The sequence below is a fragment of the Kluyvera sp. EC_51 genome, assembly GCF_019584505.1.
Classification (GTDB): Bacteria; Pseudomonadota; Gammaproteobacteria; order Enterobacterales; family Enterobacteriaceae; genus Kluyvera; species Kluyvera sichuanensis.
In genome coordinates this window covers 61,919-82,481 of the sequence record NZ_VDAG01000069.1, presented here as the reverse complement: position 1 = coordinate 82,481, position 20,563 = coordinate 61,919, and the positions used below count along the sequence as shown (strand labels likewise).

Annotated in this window: 21 protein-coding genes and 1 pseudogene; 18 read left to right on the top strand and 4 right to left on the bottom strand. The window is 55.9% G+C overall.

The window, feature by feature from the left end; translation table 11 throughout:
- The first annotated feature begins 49 nt into the window (after positions 1 to 49).
- Entirely contained in the window at positions 50 to 784 is a 735-nt protein-coding gene (gene cysH, locus FHC49_RS12720; protein WP_185668006.1) for a phosphoadenosine phosphosulfate reductase, read from the top strand.
- Positions 785 to 821: 37 nt separating this feature from the next.
- On the opposite strand, the gene FHC49_RS12715 is transcribed toward cysH, so the two are convergent.
- Positions 822 to 1,724, bottom strand: a complete 903-nt coding sequence (locus tag FHC49_RS12715) for a LysR family transcriptional regulator (RefSeq protein ID WP_220439936.1) — start codon at positions 1,722 to 1,724, stop codon at positions 822 to 824.
- Between the two features lie 103 nt (positions 1,725 to 1,827).
- Between FHC49_RS12715 and FHC49_RS12710 the strand changes: the two genes are divergently transcribed.
- Together FHC49_RS12710 and FHC49_RS12705 are read left to right on the top strand one after the other, a co-directional pair.
- On the top strand, positions 1,828 to 2,160 hold the full coding sequence (locus FHC49_RS12710) for a nuclear transport factor 2 family protein (RefSeq protein ID WP_220439935.1): 333 nt from the start codon (positions 1,828 to 1,830) through the stop codon (positions 2,158 to 2,160).
- Positions 2,138 to 2,916 (top strand): annotated as a pseudogene (locus tag FHC49_RS12705) (SDR family oxidoreductase). The gene FHC49_RS12710 and the pseudogene FHC49_RS12705 overlap by 23 nt, the downstream one beginning before the upstream one ends.
- A 40-nt stretch (positions 2,917 to 2,956) precedes the next feature.
- Here the strand turns inward: FHC49_RS12705 and FHC49_RS12700 are convergent.
- Complete coding sequence (locus FHC49_RS12700; protein WP_185668010.1) at positions 2,957 to 4,003, bottom strand: aminopeptidase; 1,047 nt, start codon at positions 4,001 to 4,003, stop codon at positions 2,957 to 2,959.
- A 331-nt stretch (positions 4,004 to 4,334) separates the two neighbouring features.
- On the opposite strand from FHC49_RS12700, the gene cysD reads away from it, so the two are divergent.
- The 12 genes from cysD (at position 4,335) to rpoS (ending at position 14,134) form a co-directional block, all read left to right on the top strand.
- Positions 4,335 to 5,243: a sulfate adenylyltransferase subunit CysD gene (cysD, locus tag FHC49_RS12695; protein WP_185668011.1), complete on the top strand. Its 909-nt coding sequence runs from the start codon at positions 4,335 to 4,337 to the stop codon at positions 5,241 to 5,243.
- Positions 5,244 to 5,252: 9 nt separating this feature from the next.
- A complete protein-coding gene (gene cysN / locus FHC49_RS12690) occupies positions 5,253 to 6,680 on the top strand; it encodes a sulfate adenylyltransferase subunit CysN (protein ID WP_220439934.1) in 1,428 nt (475 codons plus the stop codon).
- The gene (gene cysC / locus FHC49_RS12685; protein ID WP_185668013.1) at positions 6,680 to 7,285 is read left to right on the top strand and encodes an adenylyl-sulfate kinase; all 606 of its coding nucleotides are present in this window, start codon (positions 6,680 to 6,682) and stop codon (positions 7,283 to 7,285) included. Before cysN ends, cysC begins: the two co-directional genes overlap by 1 nt.
- Positions 7,286 to 7,328: 43 nt before the next feature.
- Positions 7,329 to 7,655 carry a DUF3561 family protein gene (locus tag FHC49_RS12680; RefSeq protein ID WP_185668014.1) on the top strand — a complete coding sequence of 109 codons (327 nt, stop codon included), beginning with the start codon at positions 7,329 to 7,331 and terminating at the stop codon, positions 7,653 to 7,655.
- Between the two features lie 161 nt (positions 7,656 to 7,816).
- Positions 7,817 to 8,134, top strand: a complete 318-nt coding sequence (gene ftsB / locus FHC49_RS12675; protein ID WP_185668015.1) for a cell division protein FtsB — start codon at positions 7,817 to 7,819, stop codon at positions 8,132 to 8,134.
- Between the two features lie 19 nt (positions 8,135 to 8,153).
- On the top strand, positions 8,154 to 8,849 hold the full coding sequence (gene ispD / locus FHC49_RS12670; protein ID WP_220439933.1) for a 2-C-methyl-D-erythritol 4-phosphate cytidylyltransferase: 696 nt from the start codon (positions 8,154 to 8,156) through the stop codon (positions 8,847 to 8,849).
- 15 nt (positions 8,850 to 8,864) lie between these two features.
- Complete coding sequence (gene ispF / locus FHC49_RS12665) at positions 8,865 to 9,344, top strand: 2-C-methyl-D-erythritol 2,4-cyclodiphosphate synthase (RefSeq protein WP_185668017.1); 480 nt, start codon at positions 8,865 to 8,867, stop codon at positions 9,342 to 9,344.
- Entirely contained in the window at positions 9,341 to 10,390 is a 1,050-nt protein-coding gene (gene truD / locus FHC49_RS12660; RefSeq protein ID WP_220439932.1) for a tRNA pseudouridine(13) synthase TruD, read from the top strand. The genes ispF and truD overlap by 4 nt, the downstream gene beginning before the upstream one ends.
- Positions 10,371 to 11,132 carry a 5'/3'-nucleotidase SurE gene (surE, locus tag FHC49_RS12655; RefSeq protein WP_185668019.1) on the top strand — a complete coding sequence of 254 codons (762 nt, stop codon included), beginning with the start codon at positions 10,371 to 10,373 and terminating at the stop codon, positions 11,130 to 11,132. Before truD ends, surE begins: the two co-directional genes overlap by 20 nt.
- Positions 11,126 to 11,755 (top strand): protein-L-isoaspartate(D-aspartate) O-methyltransferase, encoded by a 630-nt coding sequence (locus FHC49_RS12650; RefSeq protein WP_220439931.1) that lies wholly within the window; start codon positions 11,126 to 11,128, stop codon positions 11,753 to 11,755. Before surE ends, FHC49_RS12650 begins: the two co-directional genes overlap by 7 nt.
- Positions 11,756 to 11,877: 122 nt before the next feature.
- Complete coding sequence (gene nlpD / locus FHC49_RS12645; RefSeq protein ID WP_185668021.1) at positions 11,878 to 13,026, top strand: murein hydrolase activator NlpD; 1,149 nt, start codon at positions 11,878 to 11,880, stop codon at positions 13,024 to 13,026.
- A 115-nt stretch (positions 13,027 to 13,141) separates the two neighbouring features.
- Positions 13,142 to 14,134, top strand: coding sequence for an RNA polymerase sigma factor RpoS (rpoS, locus tag FHC49_RS12640; protein ID WP_035892885.1), 993 nt, complete (start codon positions 13,142 to 13,144; stop codon positions 14,132 to 14,134).
- A 61-nt stretch (positions 14,135 to 14,195) separates the two neighbouring features.
- On the opposite strand, the gene FHC49_RS12635 is transcribed toward rpoS, so the two are convergent.
- Positions 14,196 to 14,600, bottom strand: a complete 405-nt coding sequence (locus FHC49_RS12635) for a MarR family winged helix-turn-helix transcriptional regulator (protein WP_220439930.1) — start codon at positions 14,598 to 14,600, stop codon at positions 14,196 to 14,198.
- A gap of 152 nt (positions 14,601 to 14,752) precedes the next feature.
- Here FHC49_RS12635 and FHC49_RS12630 point away from each other — a divergent pair, with 152 nt between their 5' ends.
- From FHC49_RS12630 to FHC49_RS12620, 3 genes are read left to right on the top strand one after another with little or no spacing between them, the layout of a single operon-like run.
- Positions 14,753 to 15,346, top strand: coding sequence for a non-oxidative hydroxyarylic acid decarboxylases subunit B (locus FHC49_RS12630; RefSeq protein ID WP_185668023.1), 594 nt, complete (start codon positions 14,753 to 14,755; stop codon positions 15,344 to 15,346).
- A complete protein-coding gene (locus FHC49_RS12625; protein WP_185668024.1) occupies positions 15,346 to 16,773 on the top strand; it encodes a non-oxidative hydroxyarylic acid decarboxylases subunit C in 1,428 nt (475 codons plus the stop codon). The genes FHC49_RS12630 and FHC49_RS12625 overlap by 1 nt, the downstream gene beginning before the upstream one ends.
- A 10-nt stretch (positions 16,774 to 16,783) precedes the next feature.
- Complete coding sequence (locus FHC49_RS12620; RefSeq protein WP_035892892.1) at positions 16,784 to 17,020, top strand: non-oxidative hydroxyarylic acid decarboxylases subunit D; 237 nt, start codon at positions 16,784 to 16,786, stop codon at positions 17,018 to 17,020.
- Between the two features lie 745 nt (positions 17,021 to 17,765).
- Here FHC49_RS12620 and mutS read toward each other — a convergent pair.
- Complete coding sequence (gene mutS / locus FHC49_RS12615; RefSeq protein WP_185668025.1) at positions 17,766 to 20,327, bottom strand: DNA mismatch repair protein MutS; 2,562 nt, start codon at positions 20,325 to 20,327, stop codon at positions 17,766 to 17,768.
- Between the last annotated feature and the right edge of the window lie 236 nt (positions 20,328 to 20,563).

Here is a 20,563-nt window from a genome sequence, read left to right as displayed (position 1 = left end):
CTTTGGGGAGAGGGCCGGGGTGAGGGGAAAACACACAAACGAGGTTGCTATGTCCGTACTGTCTTTAAGCGCGCTGAACGAACTGCCGAAAGTCGATCGCGTATTAGCACTGGCCGAAACCAACGCCCAGCTGGAAAAACTGAGCGCCGAGGAGCGCGTAGCCTGGGCGCTGGAAAACCTGCCCGGCGAATACGTGCTCTCCTCAAGCTTTGGTATCCAGGCGGCGGTAAGCCTGCATCTGGTGAATCAGATTCGCCCGGATATCCCGGTGATCCTCACCGATACCGGCTATCTGTTCCCGGAAACCTATCAGTTTATCGACGAGTTAACGGACAAACTCAAACTCAACCTGCAGGTCTATCGCGCGAAAGAGAGCGCGGCCTGGCAGGAAGCGCGCTACGGCAAGCTGTGGGAGCAGGGCGTTGAGGGCATTGAGAAATACAATGACATCAACAAGGTTGAGCCGATGAACCGGGCGCTTAGCGACCTTAACGCACAAACCTGGTTTGCTGGCCTGCGCCGCGAGCAGTCAGGCAGCCGCGCTACGTTGCCGGTGCTGGCCATTCAGCGCGGCGTCTTTAAAGTGCTGCCGATCATCGACTGGGACAACCGTACGGTTTACCAGTACCTGCAAAAGCACGGCCTGAAGTACCATCCGCTGTGGGATCAAGGCTATCTGTCAGTGGGCGATACCCACACCACTCGCAAATGGGAACCGGGCATGGCGGAAGAAGAGACGCGCTTCTTCGGGCTTAAGCGCGAGTGCGGGCTGCACGAAGGGTAATCACATTATTGCGCAGCGGCTTTTCCGCTGCGTGATATCAACCCTGCTGGCTAGCTGACTCCCTCGCCATCGCCAGAAACGCGGCAAGCCCCGCGGAAGGGTTGCGACGTCCGGGGTAGTAGATACACAATCCGGGGAAAGGCGGCGTCCAGTCGCTGAGCAGGCGAATCAAGCGGCCTGCTGCAATATCTTCCACCACATCCTGCTCCAGAAAACAGCCAATACCTGAACCTTCCAGCACGGCAATCCTCGCTAAAGAGGCTTCATCAAGCGTGAGCTGCCCGCGAACATCCACCTGAACCACCTCTCCGGCGTTCTCCAGATGCCAGCGATAAATCGTGCCGTCTGGCAACCTGACCCGGATGCAGGCGTGTTGAAGAAGGTCGAGGGGCGTTTCTGGGCTGCCGTGCTGCGCCAAATACTGCGGCGAGGCAACAATTGCGTGGCGCTGCGGCTGGCCTAATGAAATGGCAATCATGTCATTGGGGATAAGCTTCGCCACGCGGACGCCCATATCAAAGCCCTCCGCCACGATATCAATCAGTCGGCCATCGGTGACAATATCCACCTGCATTTCGGGATAGCGCTGCAGAAATTTCAGCACCAGCGAAGAGAGGATCGTGCGTGCCGCAAAGGGCGGCGTGTTAATCCGCAGCAGGCCCGACGGCGTTTCGCGACGGGCGCGGACGACCTCCAGAGCGTCATAAACCCCCTGGAGCGACGGGCCGACGTTATCAATAAACAGGCGGCCTGCATCGGTAAGGCTGACGCTACGGGTGGTGCGGTTAAACAGTCGGACGCCAAGCCCGGACTCAAATTTGGCAATGGTGTGGCTTAACGCCGTGGTGGAGACTCCTAAATCGACCGCCGCCGCGCGGAAAGTACCCCGACGCGCAATGGCCATAACGGCTTCTAAATCGGTGAGCGTAACGCGCGACATTATCCCGTTTCCTTCATTACTTCATCAATGTTTGTCCTGATTGTTTAAATTATAGCGGCTCCTTAAAGTAAACCCGTAACGTTTATTTAAGAGGAGCGGCAGCATGAACATGCCAATGGCAATACAGCATTTCTTTAATGAAGAGAGCCTCGATACGGCAATGAGCGCCTTTGCCGAATATGCGGTGGTCAAAGACGAGGGGAATACTTACACCGGCCGCACGGCTATCCGCGCATGGCGTGTTGCCTCAAGGGAACAATATGATTTTGTCTCCGAGCCGTTCGACATGTTTTCACGTGGCGATATCGTCACGATTCGCGCTAACGTCAGCGGTAACTTTCCTGGGCGCCCGGTGGTGCTGGACTACGATTTCCGTCTCATGATGAACCGTATTGTTGAACTGGAGATTGGCTATGCTGAGCTTCCTGGGGCTTGAGGGGAAACGAGTGCTGGTCACGTCAGGGACCAAAGGCGCGGGGGCGGCGACGGCTGCGCTGTTTTTAGCACAGGGCCGCGGGTGATGATCAGTGCCAGACATCAGCCGGAGTCCCGCAGCGAGGCGCTGTTTGTCGCCGCGGACCTCACTACTGCAGAAGGCTGCGCGACGCTGGCCGATGCGGTACAGACGCAGCTTGGCGGCGTTGATATTGTCGTCCATATGCTGGGCGGGTCGTCATCGCCAGCTGGAGGTTACGCCGTGCTCAGCGATGATATCTGGCAGCAGGAGCTGGCGTTGAACCTCTATCCTGCCGTCCGTCTGGATCGCCTGCTGCTGCCTGCAATGGTCGCTAATGGGAAGGGGGTAGTGGTTCACGTCTCGTCTATTCAACGCACGCTGCCGTTGCCGGAGTCCACCACGGCCTACGCGGCGGCGAAAGCGGCGTTATCCACCTACAGTAAAAGCCTGTCCAAAGAGGTGTCGCCAAAAGGCGTGCGCGTTTTAACGGTGTCGCCGGGATGGATTGAAACCGAGGCCGCGGTTCGTTTTGCCGAACGGCTTGCCGTTGAGAAGGGGATTGACTACGAAGGCAGTAAAAAGATCATTATGGATTCACTGGGCGGTATTGCGCTCGGCCGTCCATCAACGCCAGATGAGGTGGCGAACCTGATTGCCTTCCTGGCCTCTGAGCGGGCCGGTTCGATTACCGGCAGCGAATACGTCATTGATGGTGGCACGATCCCGACGGTGTAATGAGAAAAAAGGTCAGGCAGGGCGCCTGACCTTGATGGTATCAACTGCGCGTTTTCGCCTTTGCCAGCTCACGCATCAGCGGCATCATCACCCGTACCACTTCACGGCTGCGGCGCTCAATACGCCCCGGCAGCGCTTTATCGAGATACTGCTGATTGTCGATATGGGCATTGTGCCAGCTGGTGCCGTCAGGGAAGCTCGCGCTTTTTGCTCGTTGCTGGTAGCCATCTTTTTTACCGAGTGACCAGTTCGTCGCTTCAACGGAGAGCACCGGAATCCCGGCTTTATCGAAAATTTCCGCGTCGTTGCAGCAGCCGGTTCCCTGTGGGTATTGCGCATTCAGGCCGGGATTGGTTGCCGCCGCAATACCGCGGCTATGCGCAAGGGTCAGCGCGCGGTCGCGGGTCAGTTTGCGCACCGAGGCGGGTGTTTTCACGCCGCTGTTAAAATAGATTTTATCGCCGACCACCAGGTTATCGAGGTTGATAACCAGCAGGGTGTTTTTCTTCTCCGCGCTGCTCATGCGTTTGAGAAGGTTCTCTGCGCCGAGCTTGCCTTCTTCTTCGCCGCTGGTGGCGATAAAGCGAATGCCGTACTGCGTCGGAATGCTTTTAAAACGCTCAGCCAGTTCCAGCATAACGCCCAGGCCCAGCGCATTATCGTCGATCCCCTGAAGCGTCAGGCCGCCAAGGTTTTTCTCCACGTCGCTGTCGTTATGCGGCGCGTAGGTATCCAGATGCGCCATCACAATAATCTGCTGCGGTGATTTCCCTTCATGAGCGGCGATCACCGTACTGCCAACCACGTTATGCCAGTTCTTACGGTTATCTTTGGTGGTGTAGATATAGCGGCTGTTAAAGGTGCGGATATCGCTCTGATAGCCCATTTGCGCAAACTGCTGGCGAATGTAGTCAGCGGAGAGCATTTCGGCTGGCGTACCGGTAATGCGGCCAGGGAAATAGGTGGCGATATAGCGAGCTTGCGTATTAGCGATGGTTCCCAGAGGCGTGGTGGCCGCCTGTGCTGGAAGAAGAGTGCAGACGCCGAGCGCCATGGCTGTCAGACAGTGGCGCAGTGCGGAGAACATAGGAAGTCCTTACAACGATGCAAAAAAATAGTCGTAAGTAGTATGAAACCGTGAAGGGGATTACACAATTTCAAAACCTCCTAAATGCCGGAAATAGCGGGCGTTAAGCACTTTTTGATATTTGCTTTTTCAGCTCGTTATTCCTTTGAGTAACAACTCATTCCTTTTCGTAATTTCATTTGGTCTAAACCACCCCCTATAGTCCCTCTATTGCTGATTGTTAGCGAGTTGTAGCACGACACCCGCAACAACAAAAAAAAGCGCCCGACGACACGACACAATCCGGCATCAACACAACAGACGTGCAATGAATCAGGCTTAAGGAACGGTTATGGACCAAAAACGACTTACTCACCTGCGGCAACTGGAGGCGGAAAGCATCCATATCATCCGTGAGGTGGCCGCCGAATTCGCTAATCCGGTGATGATGTACTCCATCGGTAAAGATTCCAGCGTAATGCTGCACCTGGCGCGCAAAGCGTTTTATCCTGGTACGCTGCCGTTCCCGCTGCTGCACGTTGATACCGGCTGGAAATTCCGCGAAATGTACGAATTCCGTGACCGTACCGCGAAGGCCTACGGCTGCGAGCTGCTGGTGCATAAAAACCCGGAAGGGGTGGCGATGGGGATTAACCCGTTCGTGCACGGCAGCGCCAAGCACACCGACATTATGAAAACCGAAGGGCTGAAGCAGGCGCTGAACAAATACGGCTTTGATGCCGCGTTCGGTGGCGCGCGCCGTGACGAAGAGAAGTCTCGCGCCAAAGAGCGTATCTACTCCTTCCGCGACCGTTTCCACCGCTGGGACCCGAAAAACCAGCGTCCGGAGTTATGGCACAACTACAACGGCCAGATTAACAAAGGCGAAAGCATCCGCGTCTTCCCGCTCTCCAACTGGACCGAGCTGGATATCTGGCAGTACATCTACCTGGAAAACATCGATATTGTTCCGCTCTATCTGGCCGCTGAGCGTCCGGTGCTGGAACGCGATGGCATGCTGATGATGATCGATGACGACCGTATCGACCTGCAGCCGGGTGAAGTGATTAAAAAACGGATGGTGCGCTTCCGTACCCTGGGATGCTGGCCGCTGACCGGCGCGGTAGAGTCCGACGCGCAGACGTTGCCGGAAATTATCGAAGAGATGCTGGTCTCAACCACCAGTGAACGTCAGGGCCGCGTGATTGACCGCGACCAGGCTGGCTCCATGGAGCTTAAAAAACGTCAGGGTTATTTCTAAGGAGCCGCCATGAACACCACTATTGCACAACAAATCGCTGATGAAGGCGGCGTGGAAGCGTATCTGCACGCCCAGCAGCACAAAAGCCTGCTGCGCTTCCTGACCTGCGGCAGCGTGGATGACGGCAAAAGTACGCTGATTGGCCGCCTGCTGCACGACACTCGTCAGATTTATGAAGACCAGCTCTCCTCGCTGCATAACGACAGCAAACGTCACGGTACCCAGGGCGAAAAACTCGATCTGGCGCTGCTGGTGGATGGCCTGCAGGCCGAGCGCGAGCAGGGTATTACCATCGACGTGGCATACCGTTACTTCTCCACCGAGAAGCGCAAATTTATTATTGCCGACACCCCGGGGCACGAGCAGTACACTCGCAACATGGCGACCGGTGCGTCCACCTGTGATCTGGCGATCCTGTTGATCGATGCCCGTAAAGGCGTGCTCGATCAAACCCGCCGTCACAGCTTTATTTCGACGCTGCTGGGGATCAAACACCTGGTAGTGGCTATCAACAAAATGGATCTCGTCGACTACAGCGAAGAGACCTTTAACCGCATTCGCGAAGAGTACCTGACCTTCGCCGAACAGCTGCCGGGCAACCTCGATATTCGCTTCGTACCGCTCTCCGCGCTGGAAGGCGATAACGTGGCCAGCAGCAGCGACAAGATTGCATGGTACAGCGGCCCGACGCTGCTGGAAGTACTGGAAACCGTGGAGATCCGCCGTACGGTGGACACCCAGCCAATGCGCTTCCCGGTGCAGTACGTTAACCGTCCTAACCTCGACTTCCGTGGCTTCTCCGGCACCGTTGCCTCGGGCAGCGTGAAGGTCGGCCAGCGCATTAAAGTGCTGCCATCAGGCGTGGAATCCACGGTTGCCCGTATCGTTACCTTTGATGGCGACCTGCCGGAAGCCTACGCCGGTGAAGCGGTGACGCTGGTGCTGAAAGATGAAATCGACATCAGCCGTGGCGATCTGCTGCTGGACGCGCAGGATGCGCTGCCGTCGGTACAGCGTGCCGCCGTTGACGTGGTATGGATGGCTGAACAGCCGCTGGCGGCGGGGCAGAGCTACGACATCAAAGTCGCTGGCAAGAAAACCCGCGCCCGCGTGGACGGCATTCAGTACCAGGTAGATATCAACAACCTGACCCAGCGTGAAGTGGATGCGCTGCCGCTGAACGGCATTGGTCTTGTAGACCTGACCTTTGACGAACCGCTGGTGCTCGACAAATATCAGGAGAACCCGGTGACCGGCGGCCTTATCTTTATCGACCGCTTAACCAACGTCACCGTTGGCGCCGGTATGGTGCACGAGCCAAATACCCAGGATACCGTGACCACCTCTGAATTCAGCGCCTTCGAGCTGGAGCTGAATGCGCTGGTGCGTAAACACTTCCCACACTGGGGTGCGCGCGATCTGCTGGGAGGCAAGTAATGGCTCAGCATGACGAAAACGTCGTCTGGCACGCCCATCCTGTCACTGCACAGCAGCGCGAACAGCTCCACGGTCACCGTGGGGTTGTGCTGTGGTTCACCGGGCTTTCGGGCTCGGGGAAATCTACCGTGGCTGGAGCGCTGGAAGAGGCGCTGCATCAAATCGGCGTCAGCACCTATCTGCTTGATGGCGATAACGTGCGCCACGGTTTGTGTAACGATTTAGGTTTTACCGACGCGGACCGTAAGGAAAACATTCGTCGCGTGGGTGAAGTGGCAAAGCTGATGGTGGATGCCGGGCTGGTTGTATTGACCGCGTTTATTTCACCGCACCGGGCGGAGCGTCAAATGGTCCGTGAGCGCGTCGGCGATGACCGCTTCTTTGAAGTGTTTGTCGATACGTCACTGGCGACCTGTGAAGCGCGCGATCCGAAAGGGCTCTACAAAAAAGCGCGTGCCGGTGAACTGCGGAATTTTACCGGAATTGATTCATCATATGAATCTCCCGAGCGGCCTGCAATCCGCCTTGATGGTGAACAATTAGTAACAAATTTGGTTGCGCAATTATTAGATCTACTCAAGCAGAGCGATATTATCAGATCCTGAAAACGTGCCGGAGTTTTTTGGCTCCGGCCTAACAGGATTATTTATGCGCAATACTCAGAACATCAACGTGGCCGAATCCGAGTCACTCGCCCCTACCTATGATGAGACCACATGGTCTTTGTCAGGGGCTTTTGTCGGCTTTGTCGCGTGGTTGATGGCGCTGGGTATTCCCTATCTGCATTACGGCAATAATACGCTGTTCTTCTTTTTGTACACCTGGCCTTTCTTCCTCGCCCTGATGCCTGTCGCGGTCGTAATCGGCGTTGCGTTTCACTCATTAGTGAAAGGCAAACTCGGCTACACCATTGTTGCAACCCTGGTAACGGTCGCTATTCTGTGTGGTTTGTTATTCATGTGGCTTATGAGTTAATGCGTCTGCATTAGCGCTTACCCGTGAGGTGAGCGATGACCAGACGTGCCTTTCTGCGCTTGAAATATGGTACATTTCCAGCGATATGCGGTATCGCCTGTGGCTGGAGTGGAGTATGACGGCAAGTTATGGGATGATAGTGCCGTTTTTCAGGGGGCAGGATGGGTAAATTAACGCTGCTATTACTGGCTTTGCTGGTCTGGCTACAATATTCGTTGTGGTTTGGAAAAAATGGTCTTCATGACTTCAGCAAGGTCCGTGATGATGTGACCGTACAACAGTCAACCAACGCGAAATTAAAAGCGCGCAACGATCAGCTCTTTGCTGAAATTGATGACCTCAACGGTGGCCAGGAGGCGATCGAGGAACGCGCACGTAACGAACTCAGCATGACCCGTCCGGGCGAAACTTTCTATCGTCTGGTTCCGGATGCGTCTAAGCGCAGCCAGGGTGCGGGGCAAACGCAAACTAATCGATAAACAGTCCCAGGATGACGACATGGCCGTAACTTTTCCGGGCGTATGCGCCGTGGTGCCGGCAGCCGGATTTGGCCGCCGCATGCAAACGGACTGCCCAAAACAATATCTCTCAATCGGTAACAAAACGATTCTCGAACATTCGGTGGATGCGCTGCTGGCTAATGCCCGCGTCCAGCGGGTGATCATCGCCGTCTCCGCCGGAGACGAACGCTTCCAGCAGCTTCCGCTTGCGCAACACCCGCAGATTACCGTCGTTGAAGGCGGCAGCGAACGCGCCGATTCCGTGCTGGCCGGTCTGCGTGCGATTGATGACGCCGAATGGGTGTTGGTGCACGATGCGGCGCGCCCGTGCCTGCATCAGGATGACCTTGCGCGACTACTCCGCTTAAGCGACACCAGCCGCGTTGGCGGCATTCTGGCGGCGCCGGTACGCGATACCATGAAGCGTGCCGAACCCGGTAAAGCAGAGATTGCGCACACGGTCGATCGTAACGATTTGTGGCACGCCCTGACCCCGCAATTTTTCCCTCGTGAGCTGCTGCTGGCGTGTTTAACCCGCGCGCTGAACGAAGGGGCGTCGATTACCGACGAAGCATCGGCATTAGAATATTGCGGCTTTCATCCCGAGTTGATTGCCGGACGTGCTGATAATATTAAGGTTACTCGCCCGGAAGATCTGGCGCTTGCCGAATTTTACCTCACCCGCTTGGGTTGACCTGGAGAAGACATAATGCGCATTGGACACGGTTTTGACGTACACGCGTTTGGCGGCGAAGGCCCAATTATCATCGGCGGCGTACGTATCCCTTATGAAAAAGGGCTGCTGGCGCACTCCGACGGCGACGTCGCGCTGCACGCGCTGACCGATGCCCTGCTGGGCGCGGCGGCGCTGGGCGACATCGGCAAACTGTTCCCCGATACCGACCCGGCCTTTAAAGGGGCTGACAGCCGCGCTTTGCTGCGCGAAGCGTGGAAACGCGTGCAGGCCAAGGGCTACACGCTGGGTAACGTTGACGTCACTATTATTGCCCAGGCACCAAAGATGCTGCCGCATATCCCACAAATGCGCGTGTTTATTGCCGAAGACCTCGGCTGTCATATGGACGACGTTAACGTAAAAGCGACCACCACCGAAAAGCTCGGCTTTACCGGGCGCGGTGAAGGCATTGCCTGTGAAGCGGTCGCGCTGCTGCATAAGGCGAAACCATGATTCCGTTTGACGCACTCACCTACCTGCACGGCAAACCGCAGGGAACCGGGCTGCTGAAGGCCAACCCGGAAGATTTTCTGGTGGTCGAAGATTTAGGCTTTGAGCCGGACGGCGAAGGCGAACATATACTGGTGCGCATTCTGAAAAATGGCTGCAACACCCGGTTTGTTGCCGACGCGCTGGCAAAATTCCTTAAAATACATGCCCGTGAAGTAAGCTTTGCCGGGCAAAAAGATAAGCATGCGGTCACCGAACAGTGGCTGTGCGCTCGCGTACCGGGCAATGCAATGCCGGACCTAAGCCAGTTCCAACTGGAAGGGTGCCAGGTACTGGAATATGCCCGCCATAAGCGTAAATTACGTTTAGGTGCGCTGAAAGGTAACCAGTTCACGCTGGTTCTGCGTGAAGTGAGCGGTCGCGACGATGTCGAAGCTAGGCTGCAGGCGATTGCTGAACGTGGCGTGCCAAACTACTTTGGCGCTCAGCGCTTTGGCATTGGCGGCAGCAACCTGCTTGGCGCGCTGCGCTGGGCCGAGAGCGGCGCGCCGGTGCGCGATCGTAATAAACGCAGTTTTTGGTTGTCGGCGGCCCGCAGCGCGTTGTTTAATCAGATTGTGAGTGAGCGCCTAAAAAAACCGGACTTTAATCAAGTTGTTGACGGCGATGCGCTACAATTAGCGGGGCGTGGCAGCTGGTTTGTGGCCACCGACGACGAGCTTGCGGTGCTGCAGGCTCGCGTGGACGCGCGTGAACTGATGATTACCGCCGCGCTGCCCGGTAGCGGCGATTGGGGCACCCAGCGGACCGCGCTGGAATTTGAACAAAATACGCTGGCCGAAGAGACCGCGCTGCAGTCACTGCTGCAGCGGGAAAAGGTCGAAGCCGCACGCCGCGCCCAGCTGCTTTATCCGCAGCAGCTTAGCTGGAACTGGTGGGATGACGTCACCGTCGAACTGCGTTTCTGGCTGCCGGCAGGAAGCTTTGCGACCAGCGTGGTAAGGGAACTTATCAATACAACAGGTGATTATGCGAATATTGCTGAGTAACGATGACGGGATCCATGCGCCAGGTATTCAGACGCTGGCCAGAGCCTTACGGGAGTTTGCCGAGGTTCAGGTAGTTGCACCCGATCGTAACCGCAGCGGTGCGTCGAATTCGCTGACGCTTGAGTCCTCGCTTCGTACCTTCACTTTCGAAAACGGCGACATCGCCGTCCAGATGGGCACACCAACGGACTGTGTCTATCTGGGCGTGAATGCGCTGATGCGTCCGCGCCCGGATATCGTGGTTTCTGGCATTAACGCCGGGCCGAATCTGGGCGATGACGTTATCTATTCCGGCACGGTAGCGGCCGCGATGGAAGGCCGCCACCTTGGCTTTCCCGCGCTGGCGGTCTCGCTAAATGGCCATCAGCATTATGACACCGCCGCCGCCATCACCTGCTCGCTGCTGCGCGCTTTAGCGCGTGAGCCGTTGCGTACCGGGCGCATTCTGAACGTTAACGTTCCGGATCTACCGCTCGATCAAATCAAAGGTATTCGCGTCACGCGCTGCGGCAGCCGCCATCCGGCAGATAAAGTGATCCCGCAGCAGGATCCGCGTGGCAATACGCTTTACTGGATTGGCCCACCTGGCGACAAATGCGATGCTGGCCCGGACACCGATTTCGCTGCCGTTGATGCAGGATACGTCTCCGTCACGCCGCTGCACGTTGACCTCACTGCCCATAGCGCGCATGAGGTGGTTTCCGATTGGCTGGAGCAGGCGAGGGTTGACGTGCAATGGTAGTCAGTAGACGCATCCAGAGCCTGCTTAATCAGCTGCGCCAGCTCGGCATTCATGACGAGCGGGTGCTGGACGCGATGGCGCAGGTGCCGCGCGAAAAATTTATTGATGAAGCGTTTGAACACAGCGCGTGGGATAACGTTGCGCTGCCGATAGGGCAGGGACAGACCATTTCGCAGCCGTATATGGTGGCGCGAATGACGGAGCTGTTGGAGTTGACCCCCAATTCAAGGGTGCTGGAGATCGGCACCGGTTCGGGGTACCAAACCGCAATTCTCGCCCATCTGGTGCATCACGTCTGTTCCGTTGAGCGGATTAAAAGCCTGCAATGGCATGCGCGTCGTCGCCTGAAGCAGCTTGATTTACACAATGTATCTACCCGCCACGGCGATGGCTGGCAGGGGTGGCAGGCGCGCGCCCCGTTTGATGCCATTATCGTCACGGCGGCGCCGTTGGAGATTCCGGTTGCGCTGATGTCGCAGCTCGACGAAGGCGGTATTCTCGTTTTGCCCGTGGGCGATGATCAGCAATATCTGAAGCGCGTTCATCGGCGGGGAGGCGAATTCATTATCGATACCGTAGAGGCCGTCCGTTTCGTTCCCCTGGTGAAAGGGGAACTGGCCTGAGACCCGGATTATTCTGAGGTTTTTTGGCCCAATTCAGCGTATGGTGGACACGTTTTCCAGTGTTCAGCACGTGCGTTGCGCGGTATTCAGTCACTGGCAGTTAACCTATTCCTGGGGGATAAATGAGCGCGGGAAGCCCTAAATTTACCGTTAATCGTATTGTGGCATTATCACTGGCTTCACTTTGGCTGGCCGGTTGTACATCATCGAATAATGCCCCAGCGCCAGTCAGCTCCGTGAACAGTAACGGTTCCAGCAGCACGAGTTCCGGCATGTTAATTACGCCGCCGCCGAAAATGGGCAGCACGGCGCAGTCGACTCCTCAGATTCAACCGGTACAGCCGGTTCAGACGCAGCCCGTTCAAACCCAGCCGCGCATTGCTCAGCCCGTTGCTGAGCAGCCGGTACAGATGGAGAACGGCCACATCGTTTACAACCGTAAATACGGTAATATTCCAAAAGGCAGCTATGCTGGCGGCAGCACCTATACGGTGAAGCACGGCGATACGCTGTTTTACATTGCCTGGGTCACCGGCAATGATTTCCGTGACCTTGCCCAGCGCAACAACGTGGCCGCGCCTTACGCGTTGAACGTTGGTCAGGTGCTGCAGGTGGGTAACGCTTCCGGGCAGCCGATCACCGGCAATAACCCGGTGGCGATAGCCAGCTCACAGGCCAGCAGCGGAAGTTCCGGATTAGTCTCAAAACCTGCACAAAAATCAACCGCACCTGTTGCGTCGACCACGACAATTACGTATTCTGAGGATTCAGGTGAACAAAGTGCTAACAAAATGTTGCCTAATAACAAGCCTGCGACGAGCACCGTCACAGCGCCTGTAACGGCACCAACTGCGAGCACAACCGTACCGACTGCCAGCAGTACTTCAACCAGTTCGCCAATCTCATCATGGCGCTGGCCAACTGACGGCAAGATTATCGAAAACTTTAGCGGCACCGACGGTGGCAACAAAGGCATCGATATTGCGGGCAGTAAAGGACAGGCAATCGTCGCAACCGCCGATGGGCGCGTCGTCTATGCCGGTAACGCACTGCGCGGTTACGGTAATCTTATTATCATCAAACACAACGATGATTACCTGAGTGCCTACGCTCATAACGATACGATGCTGGTCCGGGAACAACAGGACGTAAAAGCGGGGCAGAAAATCGCTACCATGGGTAGCACCGGAACCAGTTCAACACGTTTGCATTTTGAAATTCGTTACAAGGGGAAATCCGTCAACCCGCTGCAGTATTTACCGCAGCGATAATTCGGCAAAGTCCTTCACATGAACGCTTTCAGGCGACGCTGGCCGATGCTGGAGCCGCCTGAAAAGTAACATGCTAAGGTGCATTGCCTGGGGATCACGGGTAGGAGTCACCTTAATGAGTCAGAATACGCTGAAAGTTCATGATTTAAATGAAGACGCGGAATTTGATGAGAATGGAGTAGAGGTTTTCGATGAGAAAGCCTTGAGTGAAGAGGAACCCAGTGACAACGAACTCGCGGAAGAAGAGCTCTTATCGCAGGGTGCCACTCAACGTGTACTCGATGCGACTCAGCTTTACTTAGGCGAGATCGGCTATTCTCCGTTATTGACCGCTGAAGAAGAAGTCTATTTTGCTCGTCGTGCTCTGCGTGGCGATGTAGCCTCACGCCGTCGGATGATTGAAAGCAACCTCCGTCTGGTGGTGAAAATTGCCCGCCGTTACGGCAATCGTGGTCTGGCGCTGCTGGATCTTATCGAAGAGGGCAATCTGGGGCTGATTCGTGCCGTAGAGAAGTTCGACCCAGAACGTGGGTTCCGTTTTTCAACCTACGCCACCTGGTGGATCCGTCAGACTATTGAACGGGCTATCATGAACCAAACCCGTACTATTCGTCTGCCAATCCATATTGTTAAAGAGCTGAACGTTTATCTGCGTACCGCGCGTGAACTGTCGCACAAGCTGGATCACGAACCGAGTGCGGAAGAGATTGCCGAACAGCTGGATAAACCGGTTGATGACGTAAGCCGTATGCTGCGTCTCAATGAACGCATCACCTCAGTTGATACGCCGCTGGGCGGGGATTCTGAGAAAGCGCTGCTGGACATCCTGGCCGATGAAAATGAAAACGGCCCGGAAGACACCACGCAGGACGATGACATGAAGCAAAGCATCGTGAAATGGCTGTTCGAGCTGAACGCCAAACAACGAGAAGTGCTGGCGCGTCGTTTTGGTCTGTTGGGGTATGAAGCAGCTACGCTGGAAGATGTCGGTCGCGAGATTGGCCTGACCCGCGAGCGCGTGCGTCAGATTCAGGTTGAAGGTCTGCGTCGTCTGCGCGAAATTCTGCAGACTCAGGGGCTGAATATCGAAGCGCTGTTCCGCGAGTAATAAAGTTTTGTTCAAAGAGGTCAGCAGCAATGCTGGCCTTTTTCTTTGCCTTTTTTCCGCGCTATTCCATCATCTTACGCACCAGGTGCGTAAACTGCTCGCGTTCTTCGGGCGTTAAACGCTGCAAAAATTCGTTATCGACGCGATTTCCCACCGGCTGGCTAGCTGCCAGCAGCGCTTCACCTTCCTGGGTTAGAAAAACAAACCGGCGACGTTTATCGTCAGGGTCGTGCTCGCGTCTCACCAGCCCTTTGAGCTCCATCCGGCTGAGCATCTCGGCGAGCGTGGCCTTGGTGCTGACCGCCACGCTGGTTAACGCCACCTGTTCAATGCCTGGGCTTTCAGCAATCGAGCGCATCACCGCATACTGTGGCTTGGTCAGTTCGGGTAATTCCTGCTGCCAGCGCGAAGTATGCTGCTGAAAAAGATGGCGAAGTAGGTGGAACGCTTCGTTTTTGATTTTCATGATGGCTCTCCTGCGGGGTGCGGGTGCCTATGATAGCCGTTCCCGGCAATTTGAACAAAAAATGCGAGCAAAGACGAACCGTCTTGTCAGCCTCATTCGACAGGAGTAAGTTGAAATATATTGTTCGTATACGAATGAAATTGGGGTGAGTGATGAGACTGATTATTGGCATGACGGGCGCGACCGGGGCACCGCTGGGCGTTGCGCTTCTCCAGGCGCTGCGCGAGATGCCTGAGGTGGAGACGCATCTGGTTATGTCGAAATGGGCAAAGACCACCATCGAACTGGAAACGCCGTGGAGCGCGCGCGACGTCGCGGCCATGGCCGATTTCAGCCACAGCCCGGCGGATCAGGCGGCGACCATCTCCTCCGGATCTTTTCAGACCGACGGCATGATTATTATCCCGTGCAGTATGAAAACGCTGGCCGGTATCCGGGCAGGCTATGCCGAAGGGCTGGTCGGGCGCGCTGCCGACGTGGTGATGAAAGAGGGGCGCAAGCTGGTGCTGGTGCCGCGCGAAATGCCGCTCAGCACTATTCATCTGGAAAATATGCTGGCGCTTTCCCGCATGGGCGTGGCGATGGTGCCCCCGATGCCGGCTTTTTATAACCACCCGGAAACGGTAGACGACATTGTTCAGCATGTGGTGACGCGAGTGCTCGATCAGTTCGGCCTCAAACACGATAAAGCGCGCCGCTGGCAGGGGTTACCGGCGACGAAACAACTTTCACAGGAGAATGCATAATGGCTTTTGATGACTTACGCGGTTTTTTGCAGGCGCTGGAAGACCAGGGGCAGCTGCTCAAAATCAGTGAAGAGGTAAACGCCGAACCGGATCTGGCGGCCGCGGCCAATGCGACAGGACGTATTGGCGACGGTGCGCCAGCCGTATGGTTTGACAATATCCGCGGCTTTACCGATGCCCGCGTGGTGATGAACACCATCGGCTCCTGGCAGAACCATGCGATTTCGCTAGGCCTGCCGATGAATACGCCGGTGAAAAAACAGATTGATGAGTTTATTCGCCGCTGGGACAAGTTCCCGATTACACCGGAGCGTCGTGCTAACCCGGCGTGGGCGGAAAATACCGTTGATGGTGACGATATTAACCTGTTCGATATCCTGCCGCTGTTCCGCCTGAACGATGGTGACGGCGGTTTCTACCTCGACAAAGCATGCGTCGTTTCTCGCGACCCGCTGGACCCGGACAACTTCGGCAAGCAGAACGTCGGCATCTACCGTATGGAAGTGAAGGGCAAGCGTAAGCTCGGCCTGCAGCCTGTTCCCATGCACGATATCGCGCTGCACCTGCATAAAGCGGAAGAGCGCGGTGAAGACCTGCCGATTGCTATCACCCTTGGTAACGATCCGATTATTACCCTGATGGGCGCCACACCGCTGAAATACGATCAGTCCGAATATGAGATGGCCGGTGCGCTGCGCGAAAGCCCGTACCCGATTGCCACCGCGCCGCTGACCGGTTTTGATGTGCCGTGGGGCTCTGAGGTGATCATTGAAGGGGTTATCGAAGGGCGTAAGCGCGAAATCGAAGGCCCGTTCGGTGAGTTTACCGGCCACTATTCCGGCGGCCGCAACATGACGGTAGTGCGAATTGATAAGGTCTCTTATCGCACGAAGCCGATTTTTGAATCCCTCTACCTCGGCATGCCATGGACTGAAATTGACTACCTGATGGGCCCGGCCACCTGCGTACCGCTGTATCAGCAGCTAAAAGCCGAGTTCCCGGAAGTGCAGGCAGTCAACGCCATGTATACCCACGGCCTGCTGGCGATCATCTCCACCAAAAAACGCTACGGCGGCTTTGCCCGCGCGGTTGGCCTGCGTGCCATGACCACGCCGCATGGTCTGGGCTACGTGAAGATGGTGATTATGGTCGATGAAGACGTCGACCCGTTCAACCTGCCGCAGGTGATGTGGGCGCTGTCGTCGAAGGTGAACCCGGCGGGCGATCTGGTGCAGTTGCCGAATATGTCGGTGCTGGAGCTCGACCCTGGCTCAAGCCCGGCGGGGATTACCGACAAACTGATTATCGACGCTACCACGCCGGTTGCGCCGGACAACCGTGGTCACTACAGCCAGCCGGTACAGGATTTACCTGAAACCAAGGCCTGGTCTGAAAAACTGACCGCTATGCTGGCTAATCGTAAGTAAGGAGGAAAAGATGATTTGTCCACGTTGCGCCGATGAACATATTGAAGTGATGGCGAAATCGCCGGTAAAAGATGTCTGGACCGTATACCAGTGCCAGCATTGCCTGTACACCTGGCGCGATACCGAACCGCTACGCCGCACTAGCCGCGAACATTATCCGGAAGCGTTCCGCATGACGCAGAAAGATATTGATGACGCGCCAATGGTGCCAAGCATTCCACCGCTGCTGGCGGAAGATAAGCGCTAATGCACTCAACAGCGATGGGGTTTCGCCTCGTTGCTGTTGTTTTTTTATACGAGGAACGCTGCTCATATTCTGGATTTTTTCTTATTTCTGAGACGCTCAATATTCCAGGATATGTAAATATAGCCATGGTTTTAAAAACAGTGTTGACACCGTGCGATAAATGCGTAGATTAAGTATTAACAGCACAATAAAAGTAAGTGTTTATTCAGAAGTACTGGGGTTAACCATTTTGTAAATAAGGCCACGAAGTTTGTAGTTTGGGATGCAGTATGTTTTAAGGCCTCGTAGTGATTGTGCTGGAACGCAAAATGGTAGAGTATGCGCGACGATGTAAGGTCTTGTTTTAAAGTGATTTTCTGCGATTATCGTATCATGGTAAACGCAACGGTAATAAGGCAACGCATCAAAGAGTATATGTCGCGATGGGGAATGTACTTGTTTAAGGCGCCATGCTTAATTTCGTGATAAGGCTGGCGGTATGTGCAACAGGATAAATGGAGGGAGGTTTTTAAGTTTTAATGCCCAATATTATCTGTAGTAAACGGGTGCATTTGAAAGCAGTATAAATTGTAGTAATAATTCAGTAAGTTAATTAATGTTAAACCTGAAGTTTGTAGTATTCTAAAAGCCCTTGCCGTACTGGTGAGGGCTTTTTTTCATTTGACGTATGCGTACATTTTTATTTTTCGATAAATTCAACCGCGATAAAGGCGCCACTTCAACATAAGCGAAGCGGCGCGGATAATTACACCATTCCCTTCAGACGATAAATCCACTCCAGTGCCTGACGCGGGCTCAGCGAGTCAGGATCCAGACCTTCCAGCGCTTCTACCGCCGGAGAGACCTCTTCTGGAGCCGACAATAGCGACATCTGCGTACCATCGACCTGTGTCGCTGCTGCGTTTGGTGAGATGCTTTCCAGCTCGCGTAGCTTCTGACGCGCACGCTTGATAACCTCTTTCGGCACGCCCGCCAGCTGCGCTACCGCCAGACCATAGCTCTTGCTGGCCGCGCCGTCCTGCACGCTGTGCATAAAGGCGATGGTATCGCCGTGCTCCAGCGCATCCAGATGGACGTTCGCCACGCCTTCCATTTTCTCCGGCAACTGTGTCAGCTCGAAGTAGTGGGTCGCAAACAGCGTTAACGCCTTGATCTTATTCGCCAGATTCTCCGCACAGGCCCAGGCCAACGACAGACCGTCATAGGTTGACGTACCGCGGCCAATCTCGTCCATCAGCACCAGGCTGTTTTCGGTGGCGTTATGCAGAATATTGGCGGTTTCGGTCATCTCCACCATAAAGGTTGAGCGGCCGGAGGCCAGGTCATCCGCCGCGCCCACGCGGGTGAAGATACGGTCGATAGGGCCAATCTCCACGCTCTGCGCCGGAACATAGCTACCGATATAGGCCAGCAGTGCAATCAACGCCGTTTGCCGCATATAGGTGCTTTTACCGCCCATGTTTGGACCGGTAATGATCAGCATTCGACGCTGCGGCGACAGGGTCAGCGGGTTGGCGATAAACGGCTCGTTCAGTACCTGTTCCACCACCGGATGGCGGCCTTCGATAATCCGGATGCCAGGTTTATCGATAAACGTTGGGCAGGTGTAGTTAAGCGCGTAGGCGCGCTCCGCGAGGTTCACCAGCACGTCCAGCTCCGCCAGCGCGCTGGCGCTCTGCTGAAGGTCTCCCAGATGCGGCAGCAGCAGGTCGAACAGTTCGTCATAGAGCTGTTTTTCCAGCGCCAGTGCCTTACCTTTCGAGGTCAGAACTTTGTCTTCGTACTCTTTCAGCTCAGGGATGATATAGCGTTCGGCGTTTTTCAGCGTCTGGCGGCGCACGTAGTTGATTGGCGCCATATGGCTCTGACCGCGGCTGATCTGAATGTAATAACCGTGGACGGCGTTATACCCCACCTTCAGCGTATCCAGCCCGGTACGCTCGCGTTCGCGAATTTCCAGACGGTCGAGGTAGTCGGTCGCGCCATCGGCCAGCGCGCGCCACTCGTCGAGCTCTTCATGGTAACCTGGGGCAATCACGCCGCCATCGCGCACCAGCACCGGCGGAGCATCAATAATCGCCCGTTCCAGCAGCTCGCGCAGTTCGGTGAACTCGCCCATCTTCTCGCGCAGCATCTGCACCGGCGCGCTGTCGACGCTTTCCAGTTGCGCACGCAGTTCCGGCAATTGCTGGAAGGCGTGACGCATACGGGCGAGGTCGCGCGGGCGGGCGGTACGCAGCGCCAGACGAGCAAGGATACGTTCCAGGTCGCCGACCTGGCGCAGCACCGGTTGCAGATCGGCGGTGACATCCTGTAGTGCGCCGATGGTCTGCTGACGTTCGGTCAGGGTTTTGATATCGCGCACCGGCATATGCAGCCAGCGCTTAAGCATACGGCTGCCCATCGGCGTGACGGTGCAGTCGAGCACGGAGGCAAGGGTGTTTTCCAGCCCGCCCGCCAGGTTCTGGGTTATCTCCAGGTTACGGCGCGTGGCGGCATCCATAATGATGCTGTCCTGCTGGCGATCCATGGTGATGGAGCGGATGTGCGGCAGCGAGGTCCGCTGGGTGTCCTTCACGTATTGCAGCAGACAGCCTGCAGCACAAAGCCCCCGCGGTGCGCCTTCAACGCCAAAGCCAACCAGGTCACGCGTGCCAAATTGCAGATTCAGCTGCTGACGCGCGGTGTCGATTTCGAACTCCCACAGCGGGCGACGGCGCAGGCCGCGGCGACCTTCAATCAGCGCCATCTCGGCAAAGTCTTCGGCGTACAGCAGCTCGGCAGGGTTCGTGCGCTGCAGTTCAGCGGCCATGGTTTCACGGTCGGCCGGTTCGCTGATGCGAAAACGCCCGGAGCTGATATCCAGCGTGGCGTAGCCATAGCCTTTGCTGTCCTGCCAGACGGCGGCGAGGAGGTTGTCCTGGCGCTCCTGCAGCAGCGCTTCATCGCTGATGGTACCCGGCGTGACGATACGCACGACTTTGCGCTCGACCGGACCTTTGCTGGTGGCCGGGTCGCCAACCTGTTCGCAAATGGCGACGGATTCGCCCTGATTCACCAGTTTGGCGAGGTAGTTTTCTACCGCGTGGTGCGGGATACCCGCCATCGGAATCGGTTCACCGGCAGAAGCGCCGCGTTTGGTTAGCGAGATGTCGAGCAGCTGCGATGCGCGTTTCGCATCGTCATAAAACATCTCGTAAAAGTCACCCATGCGGTAGAACAGCAGGATCTCGGGATGCTGCGCTTTCAGCTTCAGATACTGCTGCATCATCGGCGTGTGTGCGTCGAAATTGTCGATTGTACTCATCCGTTTGTGATGTCCATTTTCTTGAATTTTACTGAGTGCGTAATGTGTTCGGACTCATCTGGTGCCGTGGATCTCATGAAATCCGGCCTCTTTTTTCATGAGTACGTAGGCTGCATGATAACGGAGTCTGAAGGACAGGAAAACAGAAGAGGGGGCCTCGTCCTGAAATGGCCTCGTCGGCAAATTGATCTCGCCGACCTTTTGCGACGGTTGTCATTCTCCTGAAAGCGTTAGCC

What these genes read in the sequence shown, in the direction of transcription:
- cysH (WP_185668006.1), top strand. Translation starts at nt 50, where the DNA reads ATGTCCGTACTGTCTTTAAGCGCGCTGAACGAACTGCCGAAAGTCGAT.
- FHC49_RS12715 (WP_220439936.1), bottom strand. Translation starts at nt 1,724, where the DNA reads ATGTCGCGCGTTACGCTCACCGATTTAGAAGCCGTTATGGCCATTGCG.
- FHC49_RS12710 (WP_220439935.1), top strand. Translation starts at nt 1,828, where the DNA reads ATGAACATGCCAATGGCAATACAGCATTTCTTTAATGAAGAGAGCCTC.
- FHC49_RS12700 (WP_185668010.1), bottom strand. Translation starts at nt 4,003, where the DNA reads ATGTTCTCCGCACTGCGCCACTGTCTGACAGCCATGGCGCTCGGCGTC.
- cysD (WP_185668011.1), top strand. Translation starts at nt 4,335, where the DNA reads ATGGACCAAAAACGACTTACTCACCTGCGGCAACTGGAGGCGGAAAGC.
- cysN (WP_220439934.1), top strand. Translation starts at nt 5,253, where the DNA reads ATGAACACCACTATTGCACAACAAATCGCTGATGAAGGCGGCGTGGAA.
- cysC (WP_185668013.1), top strand. Translation starts at nt 6,680, where the DNA reads ATGGCTCAGCATGACGAAAACGTCGTCTGGCACGCCCATCCTGTCACT.
- FHC49_RS12680 (WP_185668014.1), top strand. Translation starts at nt 7,329, where the DNA reads ATGCGCAATACTCAGAACATCAACGTGGCCGAATCCGAGTCACTCGCC.
- ftsB (WP_185668015.1), top strand. Translation starts at nt 7,817, where the DNA reads ATGGGTAAATTAACGCTGCTATTACTGGCTTTGCTGGTCTGGCTACAA.
- ispD (WP_220439933.1), top strand. Translation starts at nt 8,154, where the DNA reads ATGGCCGTAACTTTTCCGGGCGTATGCGCCGTGGTGCCGGCAGCCGGA.
- ispF (WP_185668017.1), top strand. Translation starts at nt 8,865, where the DNA reads ATGCGCATTGGACACGGTTTTGACGTACACGCGTTTGGCGGCGAAGGC.
- truD (WP_220439932.1), top strand. Translation starts at nt 9,341, where the DNA reads ATGATTCCGTTTGACGCACTCACCTACCTGCACGGCAAACCGCAGGGA.
- surE (WP_185668019.1), top strand. Translation starts at nt 10,371, where the DNA reads ATGCGAATATTGCTGAGTAACGATGACGGGATCCATGCGCCAGGTATT.
- FHC49_RS12650 (WP_220439931.1), top strand. Translation starts at nt 11,126, where the DNA reads ATGGTAGTCAGTAGACGCATCCAGAGCCTGCTTAATCAGCTGCGCCAG.
- nlpD (WP_185668021.1), top strand. Translation starts at nt 11,878, where the DNA reads ATGAGCGCGGGAAGCCCTAAATTTACCGTTAATCGTATTGTGGCATTA.
- rpoS (WP_035892885.1), top strand. Translation starts at nt 13,142, where the DNA reads ATGAGTCAGAATACGCTGAAAGTTCATGATTTAAATGAAGACGCGGAA.
- FHC49_RS12635 (WP_220439930.1), bottom strand. Translation starts at nt 14,600, where the DNA reads ATGAAAATCAAAAACGAAGCGTTCCACCTACTTCGCCATCTTTTTCAG.
- FHC49_RS12630 (WP_185668023.1), top strand. Translation starts at nt 14,753, where the DNA reads ATGAGACTGATTATTGGCATGACGGGCGCGACCGGGGCACCGCTGGGC.
- FHC49_RS12625 (WP_185668024.1), top strand. Translation starts at nt 15,346, where the DNA reads ATGGCTTTTGATGACTTACGCGGTTTTTTGCAGGCGCTGGAAGACCAG.
- FHC49_RS12620 (WP_035892892.1), top strand. Translation starts at nt 16,784, where the DNA reads ATGATTTGTCCACGTTGCGCCGATGAACATATTGAAGTGATGGCGAAA.
- mutS (WP_185668025.1), bottom strand. Translation starts at nt 20,327, where the DNA reads ATGAGTACAATCGACAATTTCGACGCACACACGCCGATGATGCAGCAG.